We start from the raw sequence: 18,871 nt of genomic DNA, 5'->3' as shown, positions 1-18,871 counted from the left end.
TTATTTTTCCCCTTTGAAATAATTTACACCATTTTTAAATATATCTTGTTTGACTTTTATTGTATTTGTTTTATATAAACTTTCTCCAAAACGTTCACTGTGTCCCATCTTACCAAGGATAAGTCCATCTTCACTTATTAAACCTTCTGTTGCTAAGTAAGATCCATTAGGGTTAAATCTACCATTTAATGTTGCATTTCCATTAAAATCACAGTATTGGAAAGCAATTAAGTGTTTGAATTTGTCTATATTAAGACCAACTACTTTTCCTTCTCCATGACTAAATACCACTTCGTGTTCAGTTCCGATTGTAAAATCTTGTAACCAAGGTGAATTTGCATTTGCTACACGAGTAAATGCTGTTGTTGAAATATGTTCATAACTATCATTTCGGTATAACGTAAGGTCATCCTCATTCAATTCACGTATTTCTCCATAAGGAAGTAATCCTGATTTAAGCAATGCCTGGAATCCATTACAGATTCCTAATATAAGTTTTTTCTCAGCTAAATGTTTGTGAATAGCATTTTTTACCTTTTCATTTTTTAAGAAGTTAACAATATACTTAGCACTTCCGTCTGGTTCATCTCCACTAGAAAATCCACCTGGGAACATAATGATATGAGATTCTTTTACTGCATTTACAAACTCTTCTATTGATTCATTAATATCATTTTCTCGAGTATTTCTGATTACTACTGTCGTAGGAGTTGCTCCTGCTTCAATAAATGCTTTCTCACTATCATACTCACAGTTCGTACCAGGGAAGACAGGTATAACTACTTTTACATCCTCTACATATTCTGGATAATATTTTCGTCCTTTATTTTCTGTATGAAGATTTTCTACAGTTCCTTTATCTTCGTTTTGATACATCGGATAAATATCATTTAGAGTAGCTGTATAAGCTTCATATATATCATTATGTGTAAATAATTCATTGTTTATTATAATTCTACTGCTTACTTTACCAATACATTCAAATGGTAATTTTTCTTTTGCTTCCACTACTAATGATGCTGGATCAAAGTTTAAAATATTTTCTTTTTCTACTTCAAATCCTAAATCGTTACCTAATGACATTTTAACTAGAGAAGCGGCTAAGCTACCTTCTTCTTGAACATATGCTGAAACTACTTTACCTTCTTTAATATATTTATGAACAAGTTCATAATTTTCTAAAGTAGCTGCAATATCTGGATATCCTTTTTCATCTTTTACTACTGGCACATAATAAAGTTTGTTACCAACTTCTTTCAACTCTGGAGTTATAACATCATTTATTTTTACAGGCACGCAGGCAAATGAAATTAGTGTTTCTACAACATTAAGATCATTGAACGTTCCTGACATACTATCTTTTCCGCCAATACTTGGACGACCAATTTCACGTTGAGCATAAATACTTCCTAATAAACTTTGAGTAACTTTACCCCATTTAGAGCTATCTTTACCAAGTTTTTCGAAATACTCTTGGAATGAGAAGTAAAGACTTTCTCGTGTACCACCGACTGCATAAACTTTAGCTACTGATTCTAACACTGCGTAGATAGAAGATAAAAATGGTGAATAGTATGAAATTTTCGGAATAAATCCATATGTAAGGATCGTTGCCGTATCGCTTGTTGAGTGCAATGTTGGTAATGCTTGAACACTTGCTTGAACAGGTGTAAGTTTATGACGACCTGCAAATGGCATAAGAACTGTTGAAGCTCCAATTGAAGAGTCGAATTTTGAAGCTAATCCTTTTTGGCAAGTTACATTTAATTCTCCAAGTTCTTTTAACACAGCTTCTCTAGAAAATTCTTTATCTGTAAATGGATTTTTAGCTTTATTATCTACTAATGTTGCTTTAGTATGTTGTCTTACACCACTTGTTTCCAAGAAATCTGCACTCATGTCTACTACTTTTTCATCATTGTAATACATTTCTAAGCGGCGACGGTCTGTTACAGTTGCAACATGTGCATACTCAATATTTTCTTTTTCACATTCACGAACAAATGCATCATAATCTTTTCTGTCAATCGCAACAGACATTCTCTCTTGCGATTCACTAGTAGCAAGTTCCGTTGCATTAAGTCCTTTATATTTTGTTAGAACTTTATCAAGGTGAATTTCAATACCGTCTGATAACTCTCCGATAGAAACACAAACTCCGCCAGCACCAAAGTCATTACATTTTTTAATAAGTCTAGTAACTTCTGGTTTTCTAAACAACCTTTGTAATTTTCTTTCTTCAGGAGCATTACCTTTCTGTACTTGACTTGACATAGTTTCTAAAGAATCATTTGTGTGCTCAACACTTGAACCACTTGCGCCTTGGATACCATCACGACCAGTACGACCACCAATCATCACAACAATATCTCCAGCGACTAAAGTTTCACGTTTATAATCTCCTTCTTTTACAGCTCCTACAACAGCTCCAACTTCCATATGTTTAGCAACATAACTATCATCATAAATTTCACGAACAAACGTTGTTGCTAAACCAATTTGATTCCCATACGATGAGTTACCGTGCGCTGTTCCTTTTGCTATCTCTACCTGTGGAAGTTTATGTGCTAAAGTATCTTCATGTTTTTGGAGAATATTTCCACTTCCAGAGATACGCATAGCTTGATATACATAACTACGTCCTGATAGTGGATCTCGAATAGCTCCTCCTATACAAGTACTTGCCCCACCAAATGGTTCAATTTCACTTGGATGATTATGTGTTTCGTTTTTAAACTGAATTAACCAACGTTCTTCTTTACCTTTATTTTGAATAGTTGTAAAGAATGAACATGCATTAATTTCTTCACTCACTTCGATATTTTCATCATTTAATATACCAACATGATATTTACCAATAATACTTGCCATATCCATAAGTGTTAACGGTTTATCTTCACGATTAAGCTCTCCACGAACTTTTAGATAGTAATCAAACGCATCTTGCATTTCCTTTTTGAAAAGTTCAGACTCAATATTAATTTCATCAAGAACAGTTTCAAATGTTGTATGACGGCAGTGATCACTCCAATAACAATCAAGAACATAAATCTCAGTTTCAGTTGGAATACGTCCTTCTGTTTTAAAATAACTTTGAATAAATTCTAAATCTTCTATATTCATTGCTAGAGAAAACTCTTTTTTTACAGCTTCTAACTGCAAGTGAGAATATTCCAAAAATCCATCCAGTTTTTTAAGAGGTTTAGGTTCAGAATTTAGTGAAAATTCTAATACTGATAAATCCTTAACTCGTGCTTCAATTGGATTTACTAGATAATTTTCCACTAATTTCAATTCATCAGAATTTAATTTTTTATCAAAAATAACTAGCTTACCACTTCTAACAGTTGCTTCGCTTTTCGCATTAAGCAACTTTATACACTGAGTCGCACTATCAGCTCTTTGATCGTATTGAGCAGGGAGCACTTCATAAGCGAAATATTTTCCTTCTTCTAAATCAATACTCTCAAAAACTTCATCAACAACGACTTCAGAAAATACCGAAGTTTTAGCTAGTTTATAAGTTTCTTCATCAATATTGTAAATATCATAAATAACATACACCTGAACATTATCTAAATCTAGATTATACTCTAGATTTAGCGTATTTTTCAGCTGTAATTCTTCCTTATTATATCCTTGACGCTTTTTAATAAAAATTCTTTTGTTACTCATCGTGTCCTCCTAAATGTACATCACCATAAAAGTTAATATGACCTATTTTTCTATTTTCACGAGCTTCCTTTTCATAAAAATGTAAGTAGCCTTGTTTTTTAGTAATTAGATTTTTAAAATAATCTTCATCCTGCCCTAGTATATTGTATAAAGTTGTCTCACGGTTTTTAATCTTACCAACTCTTAAGCCACATATAGCTTCCACATGTGCTCTAAATTGGCTTTTAGTTGCACTTTGCATCGTTATATGTCCAGAGTTATGAACACGAGGAGCAATTTCGTTAAAAACTACTTTCCCATTACTTATAAAAAATTCAACAGTGAGTACACCATAATACTCAATATTATCTAATATTTTTTTTGTATATTCTATAGCAAGATTTTCTTGTTCTGTTGTAGCTGACGTTGGAACTTTCGAACGGTATAAAATATTATTACGATGTTCATTTTCAACAACAGCAATAATTTGAACTTCGTACTTATCTTTAACGGCAACAACCGATATTTCTTTATCAAGCTCTATAAGTTCTTCTAATATAGTTTGTTTTTCTATTTCTTCCTTCTTAGAAATTTTTTTCTGTCCCTTACCGTCATAACCAAAGCGTAAAGTTTTCATCAAATACACTTTATCTATCTCAACATCAGTATTATCTTCTATATGAATATAATCAACAGTTGGTATTTCCAAACTTCTCGCAAATTCTTTTTCATAATACCTATGTTGAGTAATACGCAATACTTCCGAACTTTGAACAAAATTATATTTTTTTTCTAATTTACTTAGTGCATCAGCATCAATGTTTTCGAACTCAAAAGTAATAACATCACTATGCTTACATAGTTCCTCTACTTTTTCGAAATCATCAAAATTTGCTTTAATAAATACATCGCTAAAAATTTTGGCGCAACACATATCACTTGGATCTAAAATAGCAATCTTGTACCCCATCTCTTTTGCACTCATAGCAAGCATTCGCCCAAGTTGTCCGCCACCAATTATTCCTATTGTTTTCCCTGGTAAAATTGTTTTTATCATATCTTCATCTCTTCCAATACTATACGTTCTTGTTCTTTTTTGAAATCTAAATATTTCTGTTCATAATTTTCATTCGTCATTCCCAAAATTGATAATGCGCTAATTGCTGCATTTTTAGCACCAGCAACTCCTATTGCCATAGTAAGAACAGGAACTCCTGCAGGCATCTGTACTATTGAATATAGAGAATCTACTCCACTAAGAGTACTAGACTTAATAGGTACTCCTATTACAGGCAATGTCGTCATTGAAGCTACCATTCCTGGTAGATGAGCCGCACCTCCCGCTGCAGCTATTATAAGAGAATAACCATTTTTTCTAGCATTTTTAGAAAAATCTACTAAAAGATCGGGTGTTCTATGAGCACTAACTACTTTTTTGTCATAAGGGATTTCAAATTGATCTAAAAGATTACACGTTTCCGCCATAGTAGTATAATCCGAATTTGAACCCATTATTACTGCTACTTTCATACATTTAACTCCTTTTTTCGATTGAAAGTTCGTCTTTAAAACTAATTATTATTAATTTTTATTCTAACGTCCGTTTATAATTCCATTATACTCCTTAACCAGTATTTAATCAAGTATTTATATATATTATTTTTGTTATATTCTCTTCGGTGAAATAAGAGTAAATAAAAAACAGTAAATTTTAAATTTACTGTTTTGATTACTTCTGGTTTAAATATATATTATTGTTTTTCCCTAATAAATTTATTTGCTAACATATATACTTGGTTAATTTCTTTATTTTCCAACTTCCAAGTATTTAATTCATCTTTAATTAATTCTGGGAACTTTTTACTTATGTCCCTTAGCGCGTTTCCCACTGATTTTCTTACATATTCACTCTTATCATCTTTTAAATTCGCTATTCTTCTGATAGCCTCTTTGGGATTTTCTTTAAAGTATGGTCTACTTGTCCATATTCTTAAACCTTCCATTACTGCTCTTCTTGTATTAGGATTATCATGATTTAGCCATTCATCAATAACAGTAAGTGTTTTTTCATACCCTATTGATTTACAAAATTCGTCAAACGACTTAGCTAATACTTCCTGAACCCTCCAATTATCATCTTTAGAAACTTCTTCTCTCATAAATGTCAAAATTTCTTTATCTGTAGACAAATAACCAAAAAGGAATACACCGTACATTCTCACTTGATAAACTTCAGAATGAAATGCTAGAAAAGCTAATTCTTTTATATATTCAATACCATTTAGTTTATAATCATTTATCGCTTTTTTTTCTTGCACTTTGAAGCCACTTTTTATTATAGAAAATTCTTTTTCTAAGTTTTTAATGTACTTATTCATTTTAGTCCTCCACTATCTACATCATACTAAATATTTTTTATATACTTATCAATCGCATATGCAACTCCATCATCATTATTAGATTTAGTAATAAAGTCCGCATATTTTTTCACATCATCTGTAGCATTTTCCATAACTACTATATGCCCAACACTTTCAAACATTGGTATATCATTTTGACCATCTCCAAAAGCTGCTAGTTCATTCTTCTCCAATTTTTCAAGTTTTTGTATGTATTCAATACCCTTTGATTTCTTTGCATTAATATGAGTAATTTCTAAATAACCACTTAAAGATTTTTGAATAGTTAACTGTTCTTTAGAATAGTTTTCTTCTACATAATCTATCAATTTTTTAAAAACTTCTTCGTCATGCTCAATAAATGATACTTTATAAATTGTTTTATTTGTATTTTCAAAATAATTTTTAAAATTTACAATCTTGTAACCTACTTTTACTATATAATATTCTCTTTTTATGCCCATAGTTTCTAAATCTGTATTCCAATATGATTCATCATAGAGACTAATACCAATATTTTCAAACTTATTTCTTATATCTAATACCAATCTTCTTGCTAAATTATACTCCAACGGTACACTATGTAATATTGTATTTTTTTTATTATTTTTCTCAAAAATCAAGCCGCCATTAAATGCAACATGAATTCCATCAATACCAAGATTATTTATTATTTCTTCCATTTTTTGCGGAGAACGAGCTGATACTAAAGTAAATAGCAATCCACTTTCCTTTATTGTTTTTATCGTAAATTTGCTCATTTGTCCGTTACTATTCAAAACAGTCCCATCCATATCAGAAAACAAATGTTTAATCATACAAATACCTCCATAACTACTTACAATTATATTTTAATATTATATTAATATTTTTCCAAGTTTTTTAGTAATATTCAAAATATTATTCTTATTTCTATATTCAGCCAAAGATACTTATATCAAAAAAGAACCATAATCTAATAAATTATGATTCCTCTTCTAAATTTTATTTTTCTTTAATTCTTGTTGCAAATATCGTTCCTACTAGCGCGATTCCTGCAGATACATAAAACACTAAGGATGAATTTATATCCCATATTGCCCCCATAATATAAAGACCAATGGTCATGCTAAGTTGGTAGCATATCGCTGTATATAAGATTTGCATATCAATTATTTTTTCTGTATTAAATCTATTATTTAAAATTAAAATAAAAGCTATATGACCAACAGCAAAAGTTATTGCATGAAAAGTTTGCATTACAACAAATACATATATATTATGAAATATCGCTAACATAAGCCATCTTATTATTGCTCCAATCCCGCAAAAAACTAACAGTTGAGTTGGTTTTATCTTCCCTATTATTTTTTTTGAAAAAATAAAAAACAAAATTTCAGCTATTACTGATATATTTAGTATTAGTCCCGACAACCACTTAGCGTTTATGTTCATGCTTTCTAAATATAATGCATTATAATTATTATACGCCGTATGTGATAGCTGATATAAAAATATAACTAGAATAAGTAATAATGCATTCTTATCTTTCAATACCCAACTATATAATCTACCAGTATTTTTATTATCACTTTTATTAACAGTAAGAGTACGAACTAGCTTAGGTTGAGGTAAAAACATAAAAACCACATATAAAACTAATAATATAATAAGTATATAATACAGCGCGACACTTCCTACATATCCTATAATACCACCTGCAGCTATTCCAACCAATGTAAAACTTACAGATCCCCATGTCCTTGCTTTTCCATAATCAATGCCTTCTTCTTTTAAAAATAAAGATGCCAAACTTTCTATAAATGGTGCAACTGTATAATAAACTAGACCAAACATAAATGTTATAAGAGTCAAGATTATTTTGTTATTTGTAATTCCATAGCTCAGTGCAAGTAAGATACCAGCTATCACCGATATCTTTAAAGATAAACTAATATTATATCTCTTTAACAAGTATGGGCTTAGAAAAATTCCACCCAAGAATCTCGCAAGATATAACATCGAAAATATTGAACTCGCCTCTAGTACAGTAAGATTTTTTACACCAGTAAGATATAAAATCCAAAATGGTAAAAATACTCCATTAACTGCAAATTGTAAAAAGTAATTCGTCGATAACCAATTTTTTGATGACATAATGCCTCCTCTACTGTATTGCGAGTTGAACTATTACTACCATCATATTCATAGCAATATGCGCTATCATCGGCGTAATGATACTTTTAGTTTTTAAATATAAAAAGCTAAAAACAAACGACATCATTATATATAATACCATGATTGGAGAAAATCCATCATGTGGAATAGCAAATAATATCCCCGTTATTAGGGCAGGAATAGTAAATCTAATCCATTGCTTACTACCTAACATAACATCATAAAAATATCCAAAAACTGCTTTTCTAAAGAATAATTCTTCCATTATCGGTCCTAAAAAAACAACATATCCTATAAATAACGGATTTAATTTTATTATTTGAACAACATTACTTGTATTTTTACTACTTGCTTGAAACTCAAAAATTTTAGCTAAGTATTGTAATAATCCATTTATAATACCTTGCACTAGCATCATCGCTACAAACCCTGCTAATCCTATTGCTATGATTATTAAAATATTTGATTCTCTTTTTCCTCGATCAATATCATTATGTGATTTAGATGCTATGAAAAACATAATGACAGTTGCTAATGTTGATAATCCTAAAGCAATATTTAATCGCAAATGCACACTTAATGTTTGTGGTAATAGTGTTGGTAGAAAAAATACTGCTGCAAAATAGATAACACCAGTTGTTATAAGGTTTTTTATATCGCCTCTTTGAAATGAAATTCTCATATAACCTCCTCAATAATTTAATATTAGTTTATTATAACACTTATACTTTATACTTACAATAAATCACGAACAATTAAAATATTTTTTTAGTATTATCCTTGAAAGTTTTTAAATAAGATGTTAGAATAAATATATAAACATAGTAGCGAGCTGTTGTTGGTGAAAGTTCAGCAAAATATTTGGCATGATATATATTACATATAAATATTAAAGATGAGTTTTTACTAATCAGGGTGGAACCGCGGAATTTATTTCGTCCCTAGGTATACTTTAGAGTATATCTAGGGATATTTTATTTTAAAGGAGGAATTTAATCATGGAGAAAATTTTATCTCTTGCAAAAAACAGAGGATTTGTATTTCAAGGATCTGAAATTTATGGTGGATTAGCTAATACTTGGGATTACGGTCCATTAGGTATCGAACTAAAAAATAATATAAAAAGAGCATGGTGGAAAAAATTCATTCAAGAGTCACCATATAACGTTGGATTAGATGCTGCTATCTTTATGAATCCGCGTACTTGGGAAGCATCAGGGCACGTTGGAAACTTTTCTGATCCAATGATGGACTGTAAATCATGTAAATCACGTCTTCGCGCTGACAAACTTATTGAAGAATATTACTTCAAAGAAAAAAATGAAGATGTCGTTGTTGATGGACTACCATTTGAAGAATTAGAAAATATTATCGAACGAGAAAATATTAAATGTCCAGAATGTGGTAAACATGATTTTACTAATATTAGACAATTTAACCTTATGTTCAAAACAAATCAAGGTGTTGTAGAAAATTCTACAAGCCAAATTTATCTACGTCCAGAAACTGCACAAGGTATTTTTGTTAACTTCAAAAATGTTCAACGTAGTATGCGTAAAAAACTACCATTCGGTATAGGTCAAATTGGTAAATCATTCCGTAATGAAATTACACCTGGTAACTTTATTTTCCGTACTCGTGAGTTTGAACAAATGGAACTTGAATTCTTCTGTGTGCCAGGGACTGAATTAGACTGGCATAAAACATGGAAAGATACATGTGAAAACTGGCTATTAGATTTAGGTATGACAAAAGAAAATATTCGTCTTCGTGATCATGATCCAGAAGAGCTTTCTCACTACTCTAATGCAACAACTGATATCGAGTTTAAATTCCCATTTGGATGGGGAGAACTTTGGGGAGTTGCTTCAAGAACAGATTACGATTTAAAACAACATATGGAGCACTCAGGGCAAGATATGACTTATCAAGATCTTCTTACTAATGAAAAATATATTCCATATTGTATAGAGCCGTCTGTTGGTGTTGACCGTGTTCTACTAGCATTCTTATGTGACGCATACAATGAAGAAGAAGTAGGAGAAAACGATACTCGTACAGTTCTTAAATTCCATCCAGCACTAGCACCATATAAAGCAGCTATTCTACCACTTTCTAAAAAATTAAGTGACAAAGCTAGTGAAGTTTATTCACAACTTGCAGCTGATTTTATGGTAGATTTTGATGAAACTGGTTCTATCGGTAAACGCTATCGTCGCCAAGATGAAATTGGTACTCCATTCTGTATCACTTATGACTTTGAATCTGAAAATGATGGTATGGTAACTGTCCGTGAACGTGACACAATGGAACAAACTCGTATCGCTATTTCAGAATTAAAACAATATATCGAAGAACGAGTTAAATTCTAATACTAAAACTAAAACCTCTAACTAATAAACTAGTTAGAGGTTTTTTCTACATTTAACATCCCTGCTTGAAGCTGGTACATTTTATAATATGTTCCTTTTTGTTGTAATAACTTAGTGTGTGTCCCACTTTCAATTATCTCACCTTTATCAAGTACATAAATACAGTTTGCATCTTGAATAGTGGATAACCTATGAGCAATTGCAATCGTCGTACGTCCCTTTCTCATTTTCTTTAATGAGTTTTGTATTATTTCTTCTGTTTCAGAATCAATATTTGCTGTAGCTTCATCCAAAATTAAAATCTTAGGTTGTGCTGCTATAGTTCTTGCAAAAGTAAGTAGCTGACGTTGTCCACTTGAAAAAGTTGAACCACGTTCTGTAACTGGACTTTTATATTTTTCAGGTAGCTGCATAATAAACTCATCAGCATCGACAAATTCAGCCGCCACTTTTATATCGCTTTCAGTTAAAGACTTATTATACATTTTTATATTAGATTCAATAGTGCCATGATATAAAAATGGATCTTGTAGTACTAAACCTATTTTATTTCGTAATTCTTTCATTGAATAATCTTTTATATCCCGTCTATCAACCAGAATTTCCCCACGGTCAAATTCATAAAATCTTAAAAATAGATTTATTATTGATGATTTCCCAGAACCAGTTGATCCCACAAATGCAATAGTTTCTCCTTTATTTACCTTAAACGAAATATTTTTCAAAACATCATTCTTCCCATCATAAGAAAAACTCACATTTTTAAATTCAATATTTCCTTCTTCAATTTTATAATTACTATCCTTTTGAGCAGGTTCATATTCCTTATTGTCAATAAGTTCAAAAACACGCCCTGCAGCTATCATAGATGTCTGTAAAACAGAAAAATTTTGCATAAGCTCTATAAGTGGATTGAACAGCTGGTTTGTATATTGAATAAATGCGTAAATTATCCCAGCTGTAAAACCTGCAGTTTGCCAACTAAGCCCAAAATAAGTCAATATTACTCCATAGGCCAAAATTTTTAACAATGCCATGGCTGGGCGAAGTAATAAACTATCCACCGATAAAGAACGACTCATGTAATGTAGATGTTCTTTATTTACTTCTTCAAAACCTTTTATTAAGCGTTCTTCTTGATTAAAAGCTTGAATAATTCGCATACCTTCTATCGATTCCGATAATTTTGTATTTAAATCACTAAGTTTAGCACGAGTAATTTTTACTAGCTTACTAGATAATCTTTGGTACAAATAAACCGAGCCTATCATTATTGGAAGAAACAATATCATTAAAACTGTTAATCCAGGGCTAAGAGAAATCATCGCTCCTATCGTTACAACAAACATCAAAATAGAGTTAAGAAAACTAGAAAAAATTGTTCCAAACATATCAGCAACTGCTTGTGTATCATTTGTTAATCTTGAAACAATCGAACCTACAGGAGTTCTATCAAAATAAGCCATTCTTAATTTTTGAAGATTTGTAAAGCTCTCCTCACGCAAATCGCTGACTATACTATACGCAACTTTTGAAAAGTAATATTCACCTATAAAGGTAGAAATAACTCTAAATAAAAACAACCCATAATAGATGATTAATAAACCAAGCCCTGCACTTGCAATACCTTTTGTTATATAGTTATCAATATAATATTGAGCTAAAAGAGGAATTGCAGTAGCTACAATACTTGTTAAAAGGATAAATGTTAATGCGACTGCTGTAAAAGTTTTATATCTTAGCATATAATTAAGCAATCTTAAAAAAGTATTATTTTTTTTCAACTTATTCTCCTCCTTTTAACTTTTCTTCTAACTGTTGGTTACTGTATGTTTCTTTATACCAACCATCTTGGGCTAACAACTCATCATGCGTTCCACGTTCAATAATTTTTCCGTTATCCATAACGATAATTAAATCAGCATGAACAATAGCTGATAACCTATGGGCAGTAATAATCGTTGTCTTCCCTTTTCTCTCTTCTTTTAGATTTTCTAAAATAATATTTTCCGTTTTTGCATCAACTGCTGATAGAGAATCATCAAGTATTAAAATATCCGGGTTCATAATTAATGCACGGCTCATCGCTATACGTTGCTTTTGACCTCCAGATAATGAAACACCTCTTTCACCAATAATAGTATCAATTCCATCTGGCATACTTTTTATATCATTATATAAGCCACAAAGTTTTGTAACTTCTTCTACTCTTTCATCCGAATATGCTGGATCAGCAAAGCGAATATTTTCTTTTATAGACATCGCAAATAATACTTGATCCTGTGGAACATACCCTATTAAACTACGCAAATCTTTTAATTTATAGTTTTTAATATTTTCACCGTTTAAAAGAATTTCTCCATCTACTACATCATATTCTCGTAGTAATAACTTCAGCAATGTTGTTTTCCCAGAACCTGTAACTCCAACAATACCTAATGTCTGACCCTGCTCTATTGAAAATTTAATTTCTGACAATACTGATTTATCTAAATATACAAAATTAGAAATATTATATTCTAGTCGGCCATTGACTGCTACTAATCCTTCTTTTGCCATTTCTTTTACAGAACTTTCTTCAGCTAGTAATTTTTCAATACGTCCATAAGAAACATCACCACGTTGACCTATATTATACAACCACCCTATTGCTTGAAGTGGCCAAACTAACATATCCAAGTATGTAACAAAGGTTACTAATTCTCCAACGGTCATCTCTCCATTAGAAATAAAGATTCCTCCAAAAATTAAAGTCAAAGTATACGAAAGTCCAATAAAAACAAGCACCATAGGATTAAATAGCGCATTATATTTAGAAGCGATAATGTTTTTAATAAAAACTTTCTTATTAATTTCTTTAAAACTTTCTATTTCATCATTACCATAACCAAATGACTTAGTAACACGAACACCCGAAGCATTTTCTTGAACTTTACTATTTAAATCTGAAAATGATTCCTGTGCCTCTTTAAAACTTTCATAGTTTTTATCACCTAATTTATTAACTGCATATGCCATAAACGGAAATGGTAATATCGCTATAAAACTTAACTTTGGACTTATTAATAACACCATTGTTCCTAAAGTTACCAATGCTGTAATAGACGCATCGACTGCCGACATCACTCCTGCACCTGCAACCATTACAACAGAGTTAATATCATTTGTAGCGTGCGCCATCAAATCACCTGTACGATATTTTTGATAAAACGATGGAGACATCTTTGTAAAATGTTGAAATAGTCTAAAACGCAATAATCTTCCAAGATTATACGCTGCACCAAAGATATAGACACGCCAAACATATCTCAGACCATACATTATTAAAGCTGCTGATACTAAGTAAGCTAGATTTATAAATAAATACTTATTTGTTAACTCTCCTGACGCAATATTATCAACAACATTTCCTATCACTCTTGATGGTATTAAATTAAAAACACTTACTAATGATAATGCAAGTATTCCTACTATATATCGTTTCTTTTCGAGTTTTAAAAACCATCCAATTTTTCTGATAATATTCATAAAATCTCCTTTCTCGTTTAGTTAATTATATTTCACTACTTTACATTATTTATCTTTTCGAAAACTTCCCCTATTTTTCCACTAATAACCAATGTTGCCATTCTGTCTTGAGAAGTTGAAGTTTTGTTTATAACTACTAAATGCTTTCCTCTAAAGTGTCTTATTAAATTTGCGGCTGGATATACACTAAGTGAGGTTCCTCCTATTATTAACACCTCTGCCTGCTCTATATACTTAATCGCAGAACTAAATACCGTCATATCCAATTCTTCTTCATATAATGTAACATACGGTTTTATAATACCACCACACTCACATAGAGGAATAATACTCTCTTTTGATAAAAACTCCTCTAAGTTATAATGCTTTCCACACTTACGGCAGTAGTTACTATCTACCGTACCATGAAGTTTTAAAATGTTTTTGCTTCCTGCTATTTCATGCAAAGTATCAATATTTTGAGTAATAACAGCACGAAGTTTTCCTTTAGTCTCAAGTTCTGCCAAAAAATAATGTGCTTTATTAGGCTTAGCATCTGGATATATCAAATGTTCTTTATAAAATTTAAAAAAATCTTCTGGGTACTTCTCGAACATCGTACGTGATACCAGTTGTTCTGGAGTAAAATGTCGTCCTAATTCTACACTAAATATACCATTAGCACTACGAAAATCTGGTATATTTGACTCGGTAGAAACTCCAGCACCACCAAAGAACACTATATTATTACTTTCTTGAATAATTTTTTTTAATTCCTCTATTTTTTTCATAAAACCACTCCACTTCTATTGCATAATTTAAGATAAGGAAACCTATACTATAAGTTTCCTTATCTGTTAAAATACTATTTCTCTTCTTTTTGCTTTTGAGCTTTTAACTCTTTAATACGTTGTTTTCTCTCAGCAATACGTGCTTTTTTCTCTTCGCGAGATGCACTTCTTACTGGACCACGAGAAATATGCTCTTTACTGTCATTAGTAACAAGATTTGTTTTTTCTTCTTTAAGCTCTATTTCTTCATGACGTTCAACCTTGATACGTAATAAGTTAGCGACTACTTCGCATTCTATCTCGTCTATCATATATTCAAACATTTCATGTCCTTCGTTTTTATATTCACGAAGCGGATCTATTTGACCATATGAACGTAAGAAAATACCTTTGCGCAGTTGATCCATTTGGTCGATATGGTCTGTCCAACGATCATCTATTACATTTAAAAGAATATATCTTTCAAATGAATTCATGGTCTCATCACCAAGAAGCTCGCGTTTTTGTTCATATTCATTATTAATTTTTTCAAGAGCAAGTTGTTTAATTTCTTCATCAGACATAACTTCACTATACTCATCTTCTTTTATAGGACATTGTCCTAAGAATTTTTCATTTAGTGATTTTACAATTTCTTCTGTTTCTTCTTTTTCACTATGTGCTTCTAATGTTTGAGTTGCATATTCAATAGTTTTCTCAACTGCTTCTTCTGTCATTCTATCAATAATATCAGTAACTACTTCATTTTCTAAAACTTCATTTCTTTCAGCATACATAATTTCACGTTGTTTACGTAAAACATCATCATACTGAAGAACTTGTTTACGCGCATCGTAGTTGTTACCTTCTACACGTTTTTGAGCACTTTCTACAGAGCGGCTGACCATTTTACTTTCAAGAGGTGTATCATCTGTTTTACCCATAAGTCTTTGTAATCTGTCAGCACCGAAACGAACCATAAGTTCATCTTCTAATGATAGATAGAATCTACTATATCCTGGGTCACCCTGACGTCCAGAACGCCCACGTAACTGGTTATCAATACGACGTGATTCATGACGTTCTGTACCAATTACAGCTAAACCACCTAGTTCACGAACTCCCTCACCTAGTTTAATATCCGTACCACGTCCAGCCATGTTGGTCGCAATCGTAATAGAACCTTTTTGTCCTGCTTGTTTGATAATTTCTGCTTCACTTTCATTTTGTTTAGCATTCAGTACTTTATGAGGAACTCCATATTTATACAGAAGTCTAGAAACCAATTCACTGGTTTCGATAGATACTGTACCTAAAAGGACCGGTTGTCCTCTATCGTAACATTCTTTAACCTCACGAGCAACCGCATTAAATTTGGCTTCCATAGTAGAGTAAATAAAATCCGGAGCATCTATTCTAATAATAGGTTTATTTGTTGGTATTGTCGTTACATACATATTATAAATATTTCTAAATTCTTCTTCTTCTGTTTTAGCTGTACCCGTCATACCGCTAAGTTTTTTATACATTCTAAAGAAGTTTTGGAATGTAATAGTCGCCATTGTTTTACTTTCTTTTTGGATAGCTACACCTTCTTTAGCCTCAATAGCTTGGTGCAATCCTTCAGAAAAACGACGGCCTGGCATTGTACGCCCTGTAAATTGGTCAACGATTAGAATTTCTCCATCTTCTGCAACCACATAATCTACATCAAGTGCCATAGTATAGTTCGCTTTTAACGCTTGGTTTATGTGGTGTGTTAAATCAACATTTTTCAAATCATAAAGATTTTTTAGTCCGAAGTAACTTTCTGCTTTATCTATACCTTTTTCAGAAAGTTGAATAGCTTTAGTTTTTACATCTAAAGTATAATCTCCATCGCTACCATCTTCTTCCTCGGCACGTTTCAATGTCTTAACAAAAGCATTAGCTACTTGATATAATGATGTAGACTCTTGTCCTTCTCCTGAAATAATAAGAGGTGTTCTGGCTTCGTCAATCAAAACAGAGTCAACCTCATCGATGATTGCATAATTCAGTGGGCGTTGCACACGAGCTTCTACAGATTTCACCATATTATCACGTAAATAGTCAAAACCTAACTCATTATTTGTTGAGTAAGTAATATCCGCATTATACGCAGCTCTTTTTTCTTCAGAATTCATTGAGTTTAGGTTCAATCCTACTGATAATCCTAGATAATTATATAAAACTCCCATTTCTTCTGCGTCACGTTTAGATAAGTATTCATTGACTGTTACTACGTGAACACCATCTCCAGATAAAGCATTTAAATATACAGGCATTGTAGCCGTAAGAGTTTTACCTTCCCCTGTTCTCATCTCTGCGATATCCCCACGATGTAATGCAATACCACCCATAACTTGAACTTTATAAGGTTTCATACCTAATGCACGGAAAGCTCCTTCACGTGCAGTTGCAAATGCATCTACCAATATATCATCTAATATATCAGCAACTGCTCTGCCTTTTTCTTTTTCTTCTTCAATATATTCTTTAAATTCTTCAGCCTTGTTTTGCAACTGTTCATCACTAAAACTAGCATATTCTTCTTCTTTAGCTAATACTTTATCAGCTAATTTTGCTAAACTTTTTACTTCTCTTTTATTAGCATCAAATAATTTTCCTAAAATAGCCATTAAAATTTTCCTTCCGACATATTTTCTGTGAAAATGATATTATATCATTTTTATTCATCATTTAATTATAACACTCATTTCATGGTAACGCAACAACAAAGTAACGATTTTAAGTTGGTATTAAGTACACTTTCAATACCTTAAAATATACCAAATGAATTTATATATTTTCAATTTTATTATCAAAAAATAGGAGTAACTATAAAAATTTAATTCATATGAGAATCAAATTTTCAAAATCACTCCTAATAATCTAAATTCCATTAAAAAATTATTACAAAATATATATACTTCTTAGGCTGTTAACACTAAAATTTTTTTTACAACCGTTCTTTTAGTTAAATTCTCTATTGTACTATCTGTAGTTTTTTAGTAAACCTTCTATTTCTTTCACATATAAATCCCTTACGCTTTGAGGGGCAATTATTTCAATATCACTACCTAAAGAAAAAATCCATCCTAGAAAATGCCTACTACACATCACTTCAACAGAAGTTTGATAAACATCATTTTTTCTATGAATAATAATATCTTTTCCAAATCTATCGACAACAACCCCAATTAATGATTCTTTAAACTCTAAAGTTACTTTTTCCAAAATTCCACCGTACATACCGAATATTTTCTTTGAATAACTAGATATATCTTCTTTTAGAAAATTTTCATGACCAACTCTATCATTTTCATCAATAACAACATGACGCATTTTGTCAACACGATAATGCTTAATCAAATCTTTTTTATTATCATAAGCAACCATATAATAATTTTCATCATTCCACACTAATGCAAATGGACTAATATTATAAACCTCACCATTTTTCCTGTCTATCATCTCTTTTTTATAATTCCATTGCCAATAATTAAAATTAATCTGCTTATTTTCTGCAATCGCATTATGAATTGCATCTACATTATAATAAATATTTTCATTAATATATTTATTTTCTTCAAACGAATATACCTGTCTTTGAATTTTTTGTGCTTGCTTTTTACTTGCTAATTTCTTAAGTTTTATAATTAAATCACGAGATTTTTTAGCAGTTAAAAACTTACTAGCCTGAATAACATCTATTAGCATCTTCACCTCTACAAGTTCAAACTCCCTCTCCACTAGAGCGTAAATATTCTCTCTACCATTTTTTTCGACTACAATATTAAATCCATAGTCTTGTAATAATTCTAAATCTTTATATAACGTTTTCCTCTCTACGACTATTTCATTTTTTAAGAGTAAATCCGTTAACTCCCTAACACTTAAATAAGTATTTTCATCACTATAATCTCTTAATATTTCTAATAAATATAATAACTTTAATTTTTGATATCTTCCTTTTTCCATAAAATTTACT

The 18,871-nt window shown here is 31.1% G+C and carries 13 protein-coding genes; 1 reads left to right on the top strand and 12 read right to left on the bottom strand.

Going from position 1 to position 18,871, the window contains the following annotated elements; genetic code table 11:
• The 7 genes from DQN46_RS03920 to DQN46_RS03890 form a co-directional block, all read right to left on the bottom strand.
• Positions 1–3,675 carry a phosphoribosylformylglycinamidine synthase gene (locus DQN46_RS03920; RefSeq protein WP_111743090.1) on the bottom strand — a complete coding sequence of 1,225 codons (3,675 nt, stop codon included), beginning with the start codon at positions 3,673–3,675 and terminating at the stop codon, positions 1–3.
• Positions 3,668–4,711 carry a 5-(carboxyamino)imidazole ribonucleotide synthase gene (locus tag DQN46_RS03915; protein ID WP_111743089.1) on the bottom strand — a complete coding sequence of 348 codons (1,044 nt, stop codon included), beginning with the start codon at positions 4,709–4,711 and terminating at the stop codon, positions 3,668–3,670. The genes DQN46_RS03920 and DQN46_RS03915 overlap by 8 nt, the downstream gene beginning before the upstream one ends.
• Positions 4,708–5,184 (bottom strand): 5-(carboxyamino)imidazole ribonucleotide mutase, encoded by a 477-nt coding sequence (purE, locus tag DQN46_RS03910; protein WP_111743088.1) that lies wholly within the window; start codon positions 5,182–5,184, stop codon positions 4,708–4,710. The genes DQN46_RS03915 and purE overlap by 4 nt, the downstream gene beginning before the upstream one ends.
• 221 nt (positions 5,185–5,405) lie before the next feature.
• Positions 5,406–6,032, bottom strand: coding sequence for a DNA alkylation repair protein (locus DQN46_RS03905; RefSeq protein WP_111743087.1), 627 nt, complete (start codon positions 6,030–6,032; stop codon positions 5,406–5,408).
• A gap of 26 nt (positions 6,033–6,058) precedes the next feature.
• The gene (locus DQN46_RS03900) at positions 6,059–6,871 is read right to left on the bottom strand and encodes an HAD family hydrolase (protein ID WP_111743086.1); all 813 of its coding nucleotides are present in this window, start codon (positions 6,869–6,871) and stop codon (positions 6,059–6,061) included.
• Between the two features lie 166 nt (positions 6,872–7,037).
• The gene (locus DQN46_RS03895) at positions 7,038–8,189 is read right to left on the bottom strand and encodes an MFS transporter (RefSeq protein WP_111743085.1); all 1,152 of its coding nucleotides are present in this window, start codon (positions 8,187–8,189) and stop codon (positions 7,038–7,040) included.
• 10 nt (positions 8,190–8,199) lie between these two features.
• Positions 8,200–8,892: a CPBP family intramembrane glutamic endopeptidase gene (locus DQN46_RS03890; RefSeq protein ID WP_111743084.1), complete on the bottom strand. Its 693-nt coding sequence runs from the start codon at positions 8,890–8,892 to the stop codon at positions 8,200–8,202.
• Positions 8,893–9,208: 316 nt separating this feature from the next.
• Between DQN46_RS03890 and DQN46_RS03885 the strand changes: the two genes are divergently transcribed.
• A complete protein-coding gene (locus tag DQN46_RS03885; protein WP_111743083.1) occupies positions 9,209–10,582 on the top strand; it encodes a glycine--tRNA ligase in 1,374 nt (457 codons plus the stop codon).
• A gap of 29 nt (positions 10,583–10,611) precedes the next feature.
• Here DQN46_RS03885 and DQN46_RS03880 read toward each other — a convergent pair whose 3' ends face one another.
• The 5 genes from DQN46_RS03880 to DQN46_RS03860 form a co-directional block, all read right to left on the bottom strand.
• Positions 10,612–12,366 (bottom strand): ABC transporter ATP-binding protein, encoded by a 1,755-nt coding sequence (locus DQN46_RS03880; protein ID WP_111743082.1) that lies wholly within the window; start codon positions 12,364–12,366, stop codon positions 10,612–10,614.
• 1 nt (position 12,367) lies between these two features.
• Positions 12,368–14,110 (bottom strand): ABC transporter ATP-binding protein, encoded by a 1,743-nt coding sequence (locus DQN46_RS03875; RefSeq protein ID WP_111743081.1) that lies wholly within the window; start codon positions 14,108–14,110, stop codon positions 12,368–12,370.
• Between the two features lie 35 nt (positions 14,111–14,145).
• Positions 14,146–14,880, bottom strand: coding sequence for an NAD-dependent protein deacylase (locus tag DQN46_RS03870; protein ID WP_111743080.1), 735 nt, complete (start codon positions 14,878–14,880; stop codon positions 14,146–14,148).
• A 74-nt stretch (positions 14,881–14,954) separates the two neighbouring features.
• On the bottom strand, positions 14,955–17,519 hold the full coding sequence (secA, locus tag DQN46_RS03865; protein WP_111743079.1) for a preprotein translocase subunit SecA: 2,565 nt from the start codon (positions 17,517–17,519) through the stop codon (positions 14,955–14,957).
• A 355-nt stretch (positions 17,520–17,874) separates the two neighbouring features.
• On the bottom strand, positions 17,875–18,861 hold the full coding sequence (locus DQN46_RS03860; protein WP_111743078.1) for a helix-turn-helix transcriptional regulator: 987 nt from the start codon (positions 18,859–18,861) through the stop codon (positions 17,875–17,877).
• Positions 18,862–18,871 lie beyond the last annotated feature (10 nt).

The sequence above is a fragment of the Gemella morbillorum genome, from assembly GCF_900476045.1.
Lineage (GTDB): Bacteria > Bacillota > Bacilli > Staphylococcales > Gemellaceae > Gemella > Gemella morbillorum.
This window is presented reverse-complemented; position numbering and strand designations above follow the sequence as displayed.